The sequence below is a fragment of the Candidatus Nitrosotenuis aquarius genome (genome assembly GCF_002787055.1).
Classification (GTDB): domain Archaea; phylum Thermoproteota; class Nitrososphaeria; order Nitrososphaerales; family Nitrosopumilaceae; genus Nitrosotenuis; species Nitrosotenuis aquarius.
In genome coordinates, this window is sequence record NZ_CP024808.1 from 166,924 (window position 1) to 182,023 (window position 15,100).

The 15,100-nt window shown below is 43.2% G+C and carries 14 protein-coding genes; 8 read left to right on the forward strand and 6 right to left on the reverse strand.

Annotation, left to right across the window (positions count from 1 at the left end):
• Window positions 1-3: 3 nt before the first annotated feature.
• Together NAQ_RS01040 and NAQ_RS01045 are read left to right on the forward strand one after the other, a co-directional pair.
• The gene (locus NAQ_RS01040; protein ID WP_100181836.1) at window positions 4-1,071 is read left to right on the forward strand and encodes a zinc-binding dehydrogenase; all 1,068 of its coding nucleotides are present in this window, start codon (window positions 4-6) and stop codon (window positions 1,069-1,071) included.
• On the forward strand, window positions 1,068-2,066 hold the full coding sequence (locus NAQ_RS01045) for an aldo/keto reductase (RefSeq protein WP_100181837.1): 999 nt from the start codon (window positions 1,068-1,070) through the stop codon (window positions 2,064-2,066). Before NAQ_RS01040 ends, NAQ_RS01045 begins: the two co-directional genes overlap by 4 nt.
• On the opposite strand, the gene NAQ_RS01050 is transcribed toward NAQ_RS01045, so the two are convergent.
• The gene (locus NAQ_RS01050) at window positions 2,067-4,211 is read right to left on the reverse strand and encodes a methyl-accepting chemotaxis protein (RefSeq protein WP_100181838.1); all 2,145 of its coding nucleotides are present in this window, start codon (window positions 4,209-4,211) and stop codon (window positions 2,067-2,069) included. It abuts the gene before it with no gap.
• 175 nt (window positions 4,212-4,386) lie between these two features.
• Between NAQ_RS01050 and NAQ_RS01055 the strand changes: the two genes are divergently transcribed.
• The 6 genes from NAQ_RS01055 (at window position 4,387) to NAQ_RS01075 (ending at window position 9,106) form a co-directional block, all read left to right on the forward strand.
• The gene (locus NAQ_RS01055; protein WP_100181839.1) at window positions 4,387-5,829 is read left to right on the forward strand and encodes a sensor histidine kinase; all 1,443 of its coding nucleotides are present in this window, start codon (window positions 4,387-4,389) and stop codon (window positions 5,827-5,829) included.
• Between the two features lie 37 nt (window positions 5,830-5,866).
• Window positions 5,867-5,992, forward strand: a complete 126-nt coding sequence (locus tag NAQ_RS10365; RefSeq protein ID WP_256387156.1) for a hypothetical protein — start codon at window positions 5,867-5,869, stop codon at window positions 5,990-5,992.
• Between the two features lie 75 nt (window positions 5,993-6,067).
• Window positions 6,068-6,454: a hypothetical protein gene (locus NAQ_RS01060; RefSeq protein WP_100181840.1), complete on the forward strand. Its 387-nt coding sequence runs from the start codon at window positions 6,068-6,070 to the stop codon at window positions 6,452-6,454.
• Window positions 6,455-6,575: 121 nt separating this feature from the next.
• On the forward strand, window positions 6,576-7,694 hold the full coding sequence (locus tag NAQ_RS01065) for a methyl-accepting chemotaxis protein (RefSeq protein WP_162858551.1): 1,119 nt from the start codon (window positions 6,576-6,578) through the stop codon (window positions 7,692-7,694).
• 67 nt (window positions 7,695-7,761) lie between these two features.
• Window positions 7,762-8,127, forward strand: a complete 366-nt coding sequence (locus NAQ_RS01070; RefSeq protein WP_100181842.1) for a response regulator — start codon at window positions 7,762-7,764, stop codon at window positions 8,125-8,127.
• Window positions 8,128-8,164: 37 nt separating this feature from the next.
• Window positions 8,165-9,106 carry a TerC family protein gene (locus NAQ_RS01075; protein WP_100181843.1) on the forward strand — a complete coding sequence of 314 codons (942 nt, stop codon included), beginning with the start codon at window positions 8,165-8,167 and terminating at the stop codon, window positions 9,104-9,106.
• A gap of 111 nt (window positions 9,107-9,217) precedes the next feature.
• Here NAQ_RS01075 and NAQ_RS01080 read toward each other — a convergent pair whose 3' ends face one another.
• The 5 genes from NAQ_RS01080 to ileS are packed head-to-tail and all read right to left on the reverse strand — an operon-like array spanning window position 9,218 to window position 15,050.
• Entirely contained in the window at window positions 9,218-9,385 is a 168-nt protein-coding gene (locus NAQ_RS01080) for a 50S ribosomal protein L40e (protein WP_100181844.1), read from the reverse strand.
• Between the two features lie 27 nt (window positions 9,386-9,412).
• A complete protein-coding gene (gene sucD, locus NAQ_RS01085) occupies window positions 9,413-10,333 on the reverse strand; it encodes a succinate--CoA ligase subunit alpha (protein ID WP_100181845.1) in 921 nt (306 codons plus the stop codon).
• Window positions 10,326-11,438, reverse strand: coding sequence for an ATP-grasp domain-containing protein (locus NAQ_RS01090; protein ID WP_100181846.1), 1,113 nt, complete (start codon window positions 11,436-11,438; stop codon window positions 10,326-10,328). Before NAQ_RS01090 ends, sucD begins: the two co-directional genes overlap by 8 nt.
• Before the next feature lie 33 nt (window positions 11,439-11,471).
• The gene (locus NAQ_RS01095; RefSeq protein WP_100181847.1) at window positions 11,472-11,801 is read right to left on the reverse strand and encodes a hypothetical protein; all 330 of its coding nucleotides are present in this window, start codon (window positions 11,799-11,801) and stop codon (window positions 11,472-11,474) included.
• A gap of 57 nt (window positions 11,802-11,858) precedes the next feature.
• Window positions 11,859-15,050: an isoleucine--tRNA ligase gene (ileS, locus tag NAQ_RS01100; RefSeq protein ID WP_245871639.1), complete on the reverse strand. Its 3,192-nt coding sequence runs from the start codon at window positions 15,048-15,050 to the stop codon at window positions 11,859-11,861.
• Between the last annotated feature and the right edge of the window lie 50 nt (window positions 15,051-15,100).

Here is a 15,100-nt window from a genome sequence, read left to right on the forward strand (position 1 = left end):
TAGTTGAGAGCGCTAGTCTATGACAATTATTGTGTAAATGATGACTATGCATCTGTTTTGCAAATCAAAGACATTCCAGAACCCGCCCCAAAACCAAACGAAGTTGTATTTCGAGTGCGAGCAGCTGCTCTGAACTATGATGATATCTGGGGAATGAGGGGGGTGCCACTCAAAGTCCCACTACCGCACATCTCTGGCTCTGATGCGGCAGGCGACGTCATTGCAATAGGTGATGACGTGACTGGCATCAAGATTGGCGACAGAATTGTTTCGCATGGAAACATGTCGTGCCGACTGTGCAAGAACTGCACCTCTGGGCGAGAGTTTGACTGTAAAAAACGCAAGGTCTGGGGATTTGAGACAGGCCCACTCTGGGGTGGCTACTGCGAGGTCACGCACTTGCCAGAAGTAAATGCGGTGAAAATACCTGACGGTGTATCGTATGAGGAGGCGGCTGCCTGCTCCATGACACTTATGACTGCGTGGCACATGCTTGTGGGCCGTGCACAAATCAAGCCCGGACAGCTGGTCTTGGTAATGGGTGGTGGCTCTGGCATGGGAATATTTGGAATTCAGATAGCAAAGATGTATGGTTGCACTGTGATTGCAACTGCGTCTGGCGACAAGCTGGAAAAATGCTTGCAATTGGGGGCAGACTATGCGGTGGACCACAGAAAAGAAGACTGGCACAAGCAGGTATTTGCAATATCCAAGGAATTTGCAAAAACAAAGGACGGGATTCCGGGAATTGATGTGATCTTTGAGCACATTGGAGGCTTGCACTGGAACAAGGAGCTAACCCTGCTAAAGTATGGTGCAACACTTGTTACAACAGGTGCCACTACTGGCTATGACGTGATAACTGATCTGAGACACATTTTCTTCAAGGGCACAAACATTTTGGGCTCTACTTTGGCCACCAAGTCCGAGCTGGAAGATGCGCTATATTGGGTATCAAAGGGAAAAATAAGGCCGGTAATTGACTCTGTGTACACAATAGATAATGCGGCAGAGGCCCACACAAAAATGCTAAGGGGAAATCTCTTTGGCAAAATCATAATGAAACCATGATAGAAACCGCAACACTTGGCTCGGACCTGAAAATCTGCAGAATAATAAACGGAATGTGGCAGGTATCTGGCGGCCACGGACACATCACACCACAAAAGGCCATATCTGAAATGGATCTGTATCACAAAGCCGGCCTGACAAGCTGGGACATGGCAGATATCTACGGCCCCGCAGAAGGGTTTTTTGGAAAATTTAGGCAAAACTTGGAAAAATCCGGGCATGATTTGAGTGGCTTGGTTGGGCTGACCAAGTTTGTTCCAAATCCTGTACCAATGAACAGAACCATCGTGGAGCGCGCAATTAAAAACTCGATTCTGCACATGAATGTTTCATCGTTGGATCTAGTCCAGTTTCACTGGTGGGATTATGACGATCCAAGGTATTTTGATGCGTTATACCACTTGACGGCACTCCGCGATGAGGGAAAAATAAAACACATCGGCCTGACAAACTTTGACACCATCCGAATGCAGATGATGCTGGACAAGGGGTTTGTCATAGTATCAAACCAGGTGCAATATTCCATAATTGACCAGAGGCCCCAAATGGAAATGGAAGAATTCTGCAAAAAACACAACATCCATCTTTTGGCGTATGGGACGCTGGGAGGTGGATTGCTATCTGAGCGATTCCTTGGTTCTGATGATCCGACAAGAATTGATCTGAACACATACTCGCTACAAAAATACCACAACATGATTGATGCATGGGGAGGCTGGACACTATTCCAAAAGCTACTGCACACACTGGACAAAATAGCAAAAAAACATCACACCTCAATACCGAATGTAGCAACAAGGTTCATTCTGGACAAGCCACAAGTCGCAGGAGTGATTATTGGCGCAAGACTAGGAATAGCGCAACACATTGAGCAAAACAAGCAAACGTTTTCACTCAATCTTGACTCTGATGATTATTCTGCAATACAAGAAATAACATCTCAGGCAAATGACCTGTTTGATGTAATTGGGGATTGCGGCTCTGAGTATCGCTAGTTATTTTTTGAGGCTTATTTTGGCAAGAATAGATTTCTTCTCTGGCTCGGCATTTTGGGTTGATTCTAGCGAGAATTTGGCCAGCGTTGCCTGGAGCTGTGATGCCAGCTCGGCCAGCTGTGTTGAGGCCGTGGCTATTTCATGTGTCTGAGCAGTCTGTTCTTCTACTGCAGCCGATGCTTCCTCAGTAGATGCTGCATTTTCCTCGGATACAGCTGCAATGTCTACTGCATCCGCTGAAATGCTAGCTACTTTGTTTGCTTGTTCATGGGCAAAATCAGCTAATTGTTTGACATTTTCAGAGACATTTTTGATGTTTGTCGCAATTTCATGCAGCGTTTTTAGTGACGAATCAATTACCATTTTGCCTTGGTTTACTTCATTTGAGCTCGTCTCGATCTCTTCTACTACCTCTTGCGCATATTCGTGAATTTGTTTTAACTTGGTGTCTATTTCATCAGACGATTGTGCAGAGCTTTCTGCCAAATGTCGAACTTCATCGGCGACTACTGCAAATCCACGGCCTGCCTCTCCGGCACGAGCTGCCTCTATTGCGGCATTTAGAGCCAAAAGATTTGTCTGATCGGCTATTTCTCGAATCACTTGCAGTGCAGCAGTGATTTCGTTTGTCTTTTCTGCTAACTTGTGGACCTTTTTTGCAGAATCGTTTGTTACTTCGATAATCTTGTTCATGCGCTCATTTGCTTCGCCTGCAGCTTCTGCTCCACGCTCTGATAGTGTGCCTACCTGAATTGATATCTCTGCAGATTCTTTGGCACTAGATGACAACTCGTTCATTGATTTTGTGAGTTCTTCCACAGTTTGCTTTGATTTTTCAATTCGCTGCGCCTGGGTTTGTGATCCTCGTGAAATTTGGTCTACTGTGGTTGCTATTTGCTGCACTGAGGAGTTTAGCTGGGTTCCAGATGCGGAGAGTTGTTGCGCATTTGCATATACTGACTGGGATGCATTTTGCATTTCTGATAGGACCCCTCTGAGCTTGTCAACCATTTGTTTTTCTGAGTTTAGCAGCGTGCCTATTTCGTCCTTGGATTTTGAGGCTGGAACTACTACTCCGAGATTGCCCTCGCTTATTTTCCTTGCAACCTGTGCGGCATTGTGGATTGGATGAGATATTGATCTTGATATGAAAAATGCAAATACGCCTACGGCGCCAACTACGATTCCGCCTGTAATTATGTACATGTTTTGCAATGAAATTATGGGTATCATGATCTCTGCCACATCAAACTCTGCAATCAAAACATAGCCTAATTCTGGTTCACACTTTGATGCACCAAAAATTGGCACATTTCTATAATCCGGATAAATGGATGCTGAAATGTCTTTGCTATTATTGATGCATTCTTGGACTGGTAGAGTGTCCACAATTTGCTTGAATTCTAATCCTTCTGTAAATCTTGAAGGCGTGATCATCGTTTTATCAAAATTTACCATATATGTCTCGCCAGTATTGCCAAGGCCGTCCCTGTCTAGAACAACTTTGTCCAAAATTGGAATTCCCGTCTGAGCAATTATTACACCGATTTTTTGATTATTCGAATCAATGATTGGCACTGCAGTGATTGCAATTCTCTTTCCGTCTTCTTGTGTATATTCGCGATGTGGATTTTCTAATCCTTTTTGGAATAACCTGTTTGCAGAATAATCCGAATTAATCAATGATGAATCTTGTGCATAAATTACCTGGCCACTTGCAGACATTATCTTGAAGTTTTGATATCCATCCTGTCCGCCAGTGATTTGCTTCGTGTTTTCAAAAATCTCTTGCAGAGATTCTGTATTGCCGGATTCTATAGAGTCAATTACTTGTGGCATCTTTGCTACTTGGGTTAATTGTTGAATTCTAAACGAGTTCAACTGCTCTAGTGTTTTTGCCCTGTCATTGGCAAGTGTTTTTAGCTGATCAAATGAGCGTTGCTCTAGGGATTCCTGAGAAATTGAAAAACTAACAAGTGATATTGTTACCAGCGGAATGGTTGCAACCAAAACAAAAAGACACACAAGCTTTGCATTCAGTGAGCCTAGTAATTTCATGAATTCATGTAGGTATGTGTAATTATAGGCTGATGTGTGTCTGTCTAGAACAATTTTGCCAAACAAAGTATGACGATAATACTTCATCACTTCTTATCCTCATACACAATTTTACCGCCTCGTTCCTAGCAATGTAAATACTACATTGACAAATTGCTTACTTTTGTTTATCATGCATTTTAAAATCAAAACCAAATAGACTCAATCTGTGCGGGTACAGAGGAAAATTTTACTAGGGTTTCTCATTATTATTGCAATTACCGTGCCAAACGGCATAGTTGGATTTCTCAAAGTAGAGCAGAATCTTCTGACCATAGAATCCGATACCAAATCCAGCATTAATGATCTAAAAGTGGCAGCACATCTTGATGGGCTGGCAGTTTCCATGAGGTATTATGATGAGGTATTGACACAGGCTGCGCGAAACTATGCATTTACGTCTGATGAAAAATGGACATCGGCCTATTTTGAAGCCGAGCCGAAACTGGACCGTGCAATACAAGATGCTCTTGCATCTGGTACTGAAAAAGAAAAGTCGATTTTCTCTAGAATCCATGAGGCGAATCTGTTGCTTGTGAGACTGGAGCATCAGGCAATTGATCTGGCCAGAGATGGTAAGGCGGCAGATGCAATTCAAATTCTAGACTCTGAAGAATACTGGAATTCAAAACAAGTCTATCGTCAGGCACTGGCTCAATATTCAAAAGATAAGGGCATAGAGCTTGATCAACTAATAGAAAAATCAACCGCCAAAATAGACAGCAATGCCGCCCAGATTAATGGCGTCCTGCTGGAAACGCAAATCCTTCTCTATGTTGGAATCCCAATACTAGTAATAGTTGCTGCAAGTCTTAGCTATTTCATATCTCGCTCCATCTCAAAGCCTATACGGCAATTACACACTGCAGCAGAACAAGTCTCAAATGGAAACTACGATATACAATTCCAAGCACAAAACAATGACGAAATTGGCGAGCTTGGCCAAAAGTTCCAATCAATGATAAACGCATTCAAAAATTCGCTAGAAACAGAAAGAAAACTAGTCATCACCCAAGAACGACTAAAGACGGAAAAGCTAACTGCAATAGGTGAACTTGCTGCAAGAATTGCCCATGACTTGCGAAATCCATTATCTGTAATCAAAAATGTGTCAGAGCTAATCAGATTACAATACCCAAGAGAAGATCCAAGACTCCAAGAGCACTTTAACAAGCTAGAAAACTCAATTCAACGCATGTCTCACCAAATAGATGACGTACTAAACTTTGTCCGCACTACACCGCTTGAGAAGAAGATCACATCACTGCGGGAAATAATCCAAAAGTCCGTCGATGATTTGGATGTGCCTGATGGTATTAGCGTGGTTGTGCCAAGCAATGACGAAAAAATAGACTGTGACGATCAAAAGATGAGAACTGCATTTTCAAATATTCTGTTAAACGCAATTCAGGCAATATCTGATAAGGGAACAATATCTATCAAGATAACCGGATACACAAAGCACATCACAATAGAGATCTCTGATTCAGGCCCTGGCATTCCAGAAAATGTACTGCCGCACATTTTTGAGCCCTTATTTACCACAAAGCAGCGCGGAACAGGCCTAGGACTGTCCAGCTGCAAAAACATCATAGCGCAACACGGTGGAACCATATTGGCGAAAAACAATCCCACTACCTTTGTGATAACACTACCTCGGATCTAAAATTCTTATACTGACTGGGTGTAGTGATATTATGTGCGTGCGAGACAGTGATGATTCGTTTAGACGCGGACGAAAGCAGATGGTAATGGACAAAAAAGAAGACGAGCTGGAATCTCACTTTAAAACATCGATGCTTTTCCAAAAATCAATGAAGGCGCTTTAAATACAAAACCGTAAACTCGTCCGTATGAATCTCACACACAGTACCTAATAGGGCTTGCAAAATCATTATCATCGTTTGAGCTCCCTGAAAACAAGAGAAAAAACCGAATTTGAGTTGTTGCTAACTGGCGAGGATTTTTCTGGGTTTAATTCTGATACGTATGATTTATCAAAAATTCTGGATCAAAAACTGGCTAGTGCTATTAATGGCGAGATTAATTCCATAATGGGCAAAAATTCTAACCTGCAAGCAATACCCGTATTGCAGAATCTTTGCTCCAAGATCCCCTCTACCATATTTACAAAATACGAGCGTGCAGGCAAAAACTATGTCACAATAGAGCACAAGTTGGGCGATTCCGGCAACGTGTTCTTTAGCGAATTATTCACAAGATCTATTCGTGCATCTGATCATCATACGGTATCCGGGCAAAATAAAATCTGCTTTATTTTCAGACAGTAAATAACAAAAACAACCTGCCCGTGGCAGGTGTTGCAATACTGTTTTTGTTACTTTGATGTAATTGTGCCAAATTTGCTATAAAATGACATGTCTGTTTGAAAAGTAAACACAGCTGTTCTAGTTGGGTAGCGTAAAATCCAAAGATATGTCCACCACGCAAATCCAGCAGGGAAAAAAATTCACACTAGAGGAAGTAGTCGAGTTTATTGATCTGATTGCAGAAAAGCTAAATTCTGCAATAGACAAAGTAGATGATGTCAATCATAAGACACATGTTTTGTCAGTTAATGCGTCAATAGAGGCCGCCCGTGCAGGAACATACGGCAGGCCGTTTGGGATAGTTGCAACAAACATGAGTGAGCTATCTGAAGAGACATCCAAAATCACCGACAATATGAGAAAAGACACCAAGGAAATCATCAATGTGGGCAACATGATAAAGACACAGTCAAAGGAATTCCGTGGAAACAGACTCACTGATTTGGCGCTAGTAAACATTGACCTAATAGACAGGAATCTCTACGAGAGAACCGCAGATGTTCGATGGTGGGCAACGGACTCAAATGTAATAGATGCATTGACAAAAAAGAACCAGGATGCATGCGATGTCGCATCAAAAAGGCTTGGAGTCATCTTGCAGGCATATACTGTTTATTATGATCTGGTAATTGCCGATGTTTCAGGAAATATAGTATCTAATGGAAATCCAGAAAAGTTTCCGTCACGCGGTCTTAATGTTTCTGATTCTAGATGGTTTGTCTCTGCAATGAATACAAAAAATTCTGGACAGTTTGGCTTTGAGTCGGTCCACCGCTCAAGCCTTGTATCAAATAATTTATGCTTGATTTATTCTGCGGCAGTCCGGGAAAATGGCGACCCGAAGGGCCAAATAATTGGAGTCTTGGGGGTTATCTTCAAGTGGGAGTCGCTTGCCCAAACGGTGATTGTACACACTCCTATTTCTGAGGACGAAAAGAAAAACACCCGAATCTGTATTGTGGATGACTCTGGATTGATTCTGGCAGACTCTGATGGCAAAATGCTCCGAGACAGCCTTGACTTTGATCAAAAAACCAGCCTGCTATCGGAGAAGAAAAACCACATCTTCATCGAATATTGCGGCCTGAATTGTTGCATTGCGCATGCACTGTCGCCAGGATTTGAAGGGTATTCTACCGGCTGGCATTCTATAATAATTCAGAAGCTTGGCACTGCCAAAAAGGCAAAGCTAGTCAAATAGCATCTTTCTTGGTTGTGTGTGATGTGAACAAACATCAAACTATATTGTATCGTTTTGGGATGATGTTATGAAGATATTACACATAGAAGACAATGCGGAAATCGTCGAGCCTGCAAAGCTTATCTTTGAATCGGCAGGGCACACATACCATTACACATTGGATGGCAAGGTCGGCCTGCAGGCGATCCGAGATGACAAGTACGATGTAGTGTTTTTGGATCTAATGATGCCAGAATTTTCCGGCTTTGATGTAATTGACACTCTGGAAAAAGAAAATCTGATGAAAAAGCAGACGACTTTTGTCTTTTCTGCCATGACGCTGCCAAAAGAGCAGGAAGACAAGCTGCTCCGCCAAGGCGTGCACAGCGTTTTGCGCAAGCCGATCTTTTTGGCAGATCTAATCAAGAAAATCGACCTGATCCAAGTCCACTAATGTATATTATGAGTGTCTAATGTGTCAGAATTGACGCATGAACGACGTTTACATACTGTGGACAGTATTTACCATCTTCGTTGGCATATCGCTTGCAATTGACCTAGGAGTATTTTCCAAGCTCCGCAAAAAAGATGCACACAAGGAAGTTCCTCCATTCAAAACGGCACTGCGCTGGACCATAGTCTGGATTTCGCTTGCAGGAATATTTTCTGGCATAATCTACTTTGATATGGGCGAGCAAAAGTTTGCCGAGTTCATCACCGGCTATGCCCTAGAAAAATCACTTTCAGTTGACAACATGTTTGTGTTCTTGCTGATATTTACATCGCTTAACATTCCCCACAAGTTCCAGCACAGAGTTCTCTCCATGGGCATACTTGGCGCAATAGCGATGAGGGTTCCACTCATTTTGGTAGGCGCGCACCTATTGGAGGAATTCCACTGGATGATTTACCTCTTTGGCGGATTTTTGATATTTACTGCACTCAGAATGCTTGTCCAAAGAAAGGAAAAGAAGATAGAAGTTGAAAAGAACATCGCGGTGCGGGCTCTGCGCAAAATAATGCCAGTTGAGCTAAACATGCAAGAGCCCAAATTCTTTGTTATCAAAGAAGGAATAAAGTACGCAACACCGCTCCTAGTCGCACTAGTAATAATAGAATTCACCGACTTGCTTTTTGCACTGGACTCGATCCCAGCAATACTTGCAATCACAACTGATCCATTCATTGTAATCACATCAAACATCTTTGCAATATTGGGCCTGCGTAGCCTGTACTTTTTGCTGGCTGGCGTGATGGAGAAATTCTACTATCTCAAGCCAGGCCTTATTGCAATTTTGATGTTCATTGGAATAAAGATGCTGGTATCAGAATTTGTAAAGATTCCAACACTTGTGTCCCTCAGCATAGTCATGGGAATACTGGGCCTAGCATTATTGTTCTCGTTTATTCGCGCAAAAAAGCATCCGGAATAATTTTTTAGCTTTTCGCGACTTATATCTGATATTTTTCTGGTAATACTGGAATAATACTATCAGACGAACCAAAAAACTCCTTACAAAACACTGCGAGCAGTAAAGTACTGACTATTTCTTTGCGCCCAGAGTTCTATTCTTTAGTCTTAGGAATTGGCCACGGCATTTTCTGCACCTGGACGCTGCCATGGAATTTCTGACGCCACAGTTCAGGCATATTTTCATGTGTAACCTTGCCGCCTGGGCGATTCTTTTTTTCTCTGGGTCTGTGATTGGCATTTGATAAAAGTCTCCGGCGTGTCCTTTTTAGTCTTTGGATCCTAACTTGCCTGACAACAACATGGCAACCTCGTTTGGCCTTTTCCCTACAGGAATGTTTGCCTTGTTAAACATTGAAACCTTGGATTCTGCAGAGCCGTATGTTCCCATGACTATGGCACCTGCATGGCCCATTCTTTTTTCTTTTGGGGCGTTTCGTCCTGCAATATATGCGACAATTGGCTTTTTGAAGTTAGTATCAATTATGTGCTGGGCCAAGATTTCTTCGGAATCCCCGCCTATTTCCCCTACTACTACGATTCCCTTTAGGTCTGGGTCGTCCTTTACCATCTCAAATGCGTCAATTAGCCTTGTTCCGTTTACTGGGTCTCCGCCAATTCCTATTGTGATGGACTGGCCATAGCCTGCGCGGGACAGCGCATTTGAAATTTCGTATAACAATGTGCCGCTTTTTGATAATACTGCAATGTTTCCTGGTTTGAATGGACTTGCAGGCATTATGCCGATTTTGATCAAGCCTGGGATCATGATCCCTGGCGTGTTTGGCCCAATCACTATGGCATCTTTTTGCTTTGCAATCTCTAGGACCTGCATTGTATCTCTAATTGGTACGTGTTCTGGTATTGCCACTAGCAACTTGATTCCTGCATCTAGTGCCTCTTTTGCAGCACCGAGGAAGAATTTTGCTGGGACGAACAAGATTGATATTTTTGCCCCCGTTGCATCTACTGCCTCTTTGACTGAATTGTATATTGGTACCTTGCCTTCGAATTTTTGTCCACCTTTGCCAGGTGTTACGCCAGCTGCAATGTTTGTGCCGTATTCCATCATCATTTTTGCGTGCAGCGAGCCAAACGTTCCTGTAATTCCTTGTACAATTACTGGCATTCTCTGATAATTCCCAGAAGAATCCTTGGCTCCGCGCAAAATCTCGTAAATGTTAGCCATGTTTTGAGACTCCTAACACTACGCCAGATATTGCCTCTTCTACTGAATCAAACATTTTTGTTTTTGTGTTTTTGAGCATTTCTCTAGATTTTTCAGATTCTGCGCCCATCAGCCTTGCATACACTGGCAGATCAATTAGCTTATCATCATATGCCTTGATAAATGCGGATGCGACAGTTGTTGTCTTTACAATTCCTCCATACAGGTTTACCAAGATTGCTTTGACCTTTTTCATCTTTGAAATCAATGTCAGAGCTTCGTATACGGATTCTGTTGTCGCACCCCCGCCTACATCCAAAAAGCAAGCGGCCTTTCCACCATTATCAATTAACATGTCAAGTGTTGACATGACAAGGCCTGCGCCGTTTCCAACCACTGCAATGTTTCCCTCTAGCTCCACCAGAGTAAATCCTGACTTTTCGGCCCGCTCCTCTAGTTCGGTTTTTTCCTGATACTTGTCCATTTCCGGATGGCGGAAATTAGAGTTATCATCAGTGATCACCTTGCCGTCTAGTGCCAGTAATGATCCGTCTTTGAGCAATGCTACTGGATTTATCTCTGCAAGCTCTGCTTCTTTTTCTATTGTTAATTTTGATAATCTTTGCAGCATGTCAACAAAGTCTGCAACGGAATTGCCTGAAAGCCCGATTGACTTTGCTACCTCTTCTGCTACTTGCGGTGTGACGTCGCCTAGGCCGACCTCCCGAATCGTCTGGTTTTTGACTGATTCAATTTCAACTCCTCCTTCGCCTGACGCAATGATGGTGTAGCACTGCTTTGAGCGATTCAAAAACAGCGATAGGTATATCTCCTTTTGATATTCTGCCATTTTTTCTAATAAGATGGCGCGCGCCTTTTCCCCCTTGATCGTCATGCCTGCAACTTGCGGGTACTTTAGCTCAAACTCGTCTTGGTTTTTGACTACTTGGATTCCACCTGCCTTTCCACGACCGCCTACTGGGGCTTGGAACTTTATGACAAATGGATAACCCAGCTCAGCAGCATGCGACCTTGCCTCGTCAATGTTCTTAGAATACCTTCCCTTTGGGGTCTTGATTCCATACTGGCCGAAAAGCTCCTTTGCCTGGAATTCTAAGAGTCGCATGGAGGGATTTTTTTTAGGGCTCTTTATATTCGGTTAGTTCATCTGTTCTTCCAAGAGTTCTATTGTTTGCAAAAACAGGTCCTTGCTTTTTCTGATCAGTCTTTGCGGAAACTCGTCCAGATCGTAAATCATCTGTTGCCGAAATGTCGGTGGAATTCCACCGCCGGAAATTACTACTTGTTCCACTACGTGCTTGTCTGTTAGCGAACAAACAATTTCTTCATAAGAGTCCTCTTCTTCTTCCAGCGTCTGCCTGTACAAAATAATCGGAGTGCCTGTCTTGGTTACGATGCTTGCACCCTTTTTTAGCAGAGCCTCTAGGTGTTGTGTCTGCCACGCATCAAGGCTGATCTGCTTTACCATTATACTATGATGGTGATTTTGCTATTTAACCCCAGACATTTACCAAAAGCTAGCTTACTACTCTATCCAGATTCGGATTTTTTGACCATCAATGTCGTCGTCTTTTGTTTGCGGGGCTGACTCAAAATCAACTGATTTTACCCGAACCAAAAAAGCCAAGTCCTTGGATTTTTCTTTAGCCATTTCTAGAGACTCTGAATCCAGGTCCAAAATGTGGGCGCAGCTCAAAACATCTGTTGGATTGTAGCCTTGCTCTTTGCGCAATGTCTGCAGTCTTCTTGCCAAATCCTTTACTAGTCCGCGAGCCATCATTTCGCGGTTTCTGGCAGTAGCTATGAACACAATTAGCGAGTCGCGCTGAGAATACGCATATCCGTCCTGGGCATCAAATGATATCACAAAGTCTTCTATGTCCAGCGTAATTTTGTCAGAGCCGACATCAAATGTATGGGACCTTGATTTGAGCAGGCTTGATACGATTTCCTCTGGCTTTGTGCCTGCAAATGCAGACAATAATGCACCCATGTGTTGCTTTGCCTTGGGACCAATCTTCTTTCTGTCCATTTCCACTAGGGGTTTTACTGGAAGCTTCAAGTCTTGCATTTCAGCAATCAATTCTAGGCCTGTCCTGTTTTGCAGCTCTACTGTCCGAAATGACTCTACATTCATCTGTGACAATAACAACTCCGATAGTGATTCCAGCTTTTGCTTTTGTCCAGGTGCGACACAAACGACTGCGTCTGTTAATGGCCATCGTCGCTTGAGCCTTGCCTTCATTCTGGCAGCTGACGATACTGACACGGACTCTTTCATCAAATCAAATGATTCTTCAATGGTGTCGTTGATCAGATCTGTTTCCTGTGCAGGCCAGCTCTGCAGCAAAATGCTGTCTTTGCCAAACACTGCAAGATACAGGTATTCACTGGTGTAGGGGCAAAGTGGGTGGATCAGAACATCAAGTGTTTTGAGAATCTTGTGCAAAATTGCATAAATTGCAAATCGCCTGTCTGTCTTGGAATTATCCTCATCCCACAGCTCTGCCTTTGTGATTGGGATGTACACCTGGCTTAGCGAATTTATGATAAAGTCTTCCAGTGTGCGAGCGGACTCGTGAAATTTGCAGGAATCATTGTTTTGTTGTACTGACTTGATGAGTCTTTGCAGCTTGGATAAAATCCAAATGTCTGGCGAGCCCAGCAGGTTCTTTTGCTTTGCCTGCGATATTGTGTTGGTGTTATAGTCGAACTTGTCGTATTCACTGTTTTGCTTGTAATACAGGTGAATGTGGTATAGCGTGTTTAGGATTTGGTATGGCCGCGACATGAGCTCATCCGTGCTGAAATTGATTGGCTCAATGGGACTTGACTTCCAGATGAAATAGAATCTAATCAAGTCCACTGGATATTTTGATAATAATTCTTTGCCGTCCATTACATTTCCGAGGCTTTTACTCATCTTGTTTCCATTTTTGTCTAGGACATGTCCCTGGAACAAGAAGGCAGAATATGGCGGTGTCGGCTTGTTGTTGAGAATCACGTTTTCAATTAACAATGTGTATGCCCAACCTCTTGTCTGGTCAATTCCCTCTGTTAGAAACGGCGCTGGAATTCCCTTGGAATATTCAGGATCTGATAATGATGAATATGGGGCAGAGCCACTATTGTGCCAGGTGTCTAGGACAAATTTTTCTCGCTCCATCTGGGCTCCACACTTTTTGCACTTTATTCCTATTCTATCGATCCATGGTCTGTGCAGCTCAAAGTTCGGTCCGTCTGGAAGGTCGGTTGCGACATCTAGGATCTCTTTTCTTGAGAACAGTCGCTCTACATGTCCGCACTTGCAGTTCCATATTGGCAGGGGGCAACCCCAGAATCTCTCACGGGAAATACACCATGGGTGTTTTTCTTTTATTATGCCTAGGAATCGGTTCTTTGGCTGATCAAAAAAGTATTCTACCTTTTCTGCTGCATCTATTGCCTTGTCATCTAGCTTGTCCAACATGTAGAAAAACTCGCGCCTTGCAAGCCACACAATTGGGTGGTGGGATCGCCAGCAAAGCGGATACTTGTGCTTTATTCTACCTATTCTAACTAGGGCGCCTTTTGCCTTGATGTCTTCCACTATCGTCCTATCCGCATCGCGCACAAACATTGATGCGTATTTTCCGGCATCTGACGTGAACTTGACCTCATCGTCAATTGGCGAGAAAACCGGAACTTTTCTTTTTTGCGCAATGTTGTAGTCTTCCTCTCCGTTTGCGGGAGCCAGGTGCACAAGACCGCTTCCAGTGCTTGGATCCACAAATTCTTCGGACACTGCAATGTGATAGTTGGGGTTTTTTGCAAGCTCGTCCAGCTTTGGAATCTCTGATAATAACGGGTGGATGTACTTTTTGCCCTCAAAGCTTGCACCCTTTACTGTTTTGATTATTTGGTAATTTTCAATTTTGACTTCTTTTGCAAATTCTTCTAGTCTTTTTTCCCCTACGACCCAAGTTTCATTTTCTACTTTGACATAGTGATAGTTCTCTTCTGGGTTGAGGCCGACCATTGCATCAGTGACCAGAGTGAACGGCATTGTGGTCCAGACAATCAAAAATACGTCCTCTGATTCCAGCTTGACTTTGTAATATAATGAAGGGTCTTGGACCATTTCATATCCCTGGTTTACCTCCTGGCTAGACAGTGCTGTCTGGCAGCTAGGACAGTATGCCACGATTCTGTATCCTTCTGTTAGTACGCCGATTTCATGCGCCTTTTTTAGAATCTGCCATTCCCGCTCGATGAACTCGTCCTTGTATGTCCAGTATGCGTTTTCTTGGTTAAACGACATGCCAAGGAGCTTGTCTACTTCGATCCATTTTTCGTTGTACTTGTGGACCAGCTTTTTGCATTCTGCTACCAGTTTTTCAATTCCAAATGACTTGAGGATCTCGGTTTTTCCACCTGTGATTCCAAGTTCTTTTTCTGCCTGCAGCTCCACTGGCAGTCCCTGAGTATCCCAGCCTGCATTGAATGTAATTTTGTGGCCTTGCAGTGTGTTGTAGCGATACCATAAATCCTTGATTATTCTGCCTCGAAGGTGTCCCGCATGGGGAATTCCGTTCATAGTTGGAGGACCTTCTATGAATACTAGGCTTTGGCCTTTTTTGGTTTGGTCTAGCATTTTTTGCAAATCAAGACCAGACAAGTGTTCTCGGATCTGCTCTTCGATTTTTTTGGAATTGAATTCCTTGTCTAGTTGCAACATCGTACAAACTGTGATCTGATTTTATAAAGCAAGCTGGGTTTGATTGGAAA

What these genes read in the sequence shown, in the direction of transcription:
- NAQ_RS01045 (WP_100181837.1), top strand. Translation starts at nt 1,068, where the DNA reads ATGATAGAAACCGCAACACTTGGCTCGGACCTGAAAATCTGCAGAATA.
- NAQ_RS01050 (WP_100181838.1), bottom strand. Translation starts at nt 4,211, where the DNA reads ATGAAGTATTATCGTCATACTTTGTTTGGCAAAATTGTTCTAGACAGA.
- NAQ_RS01070 (WP_100181842.1), top strand. Translation starts at nt 7,762, where the DNA reads ATGAAGATATTACACATAGAAGACAATGCGGAAATCGTCGAGCCTGCA.
- NAQ_RS01075 (WP_100181843.1), top strand. Translation starts at nt 8,165, where the DNA reads ATGAACGACGTTTACATACTGTGGACAGTATTTACCATCTTCGTTGGC.
- NAQ_RS01080 (WP_100181844.1), bottom strand. Translation starts at nt 9,385, where the DNA reads ATGCCAATCACAGACCCAGAGAAAAAAAGAATCGCCCAGGCGGCAAGG.
- sucD (WP_100181845.1), bottom strand. Translation starts at nt 10,333, where the DNA reads ATGGCTAACATTTACGAGATTTTGCGCGGAGCCAAGGATTCTTCTGGG.
- NAQ_RS01090 (WP_100181846.1), bottom strand. Translation starts at nt 11,438, where the DNA reads ATGCGACTCTTAGAATTCCAGGCAAAGGAGCTTTTCGGCCAGTATGGA.
- NAQ_RS01095 (WP_100181847.1), bottom strand. Translation starts at nt 11,801, where the DNA reads ATGGTAAAGCAGATCAGCCTTGATGCGTGGCAGACACAACACCTAGAG.
- ileS (WP_245871639.1), bottom strand. Translation starts at nt 15,050, where the DNA reads ATGTTGCAACTAGACAAGGAATTCAATTCCAAAAAAATCGAAGAGCAG.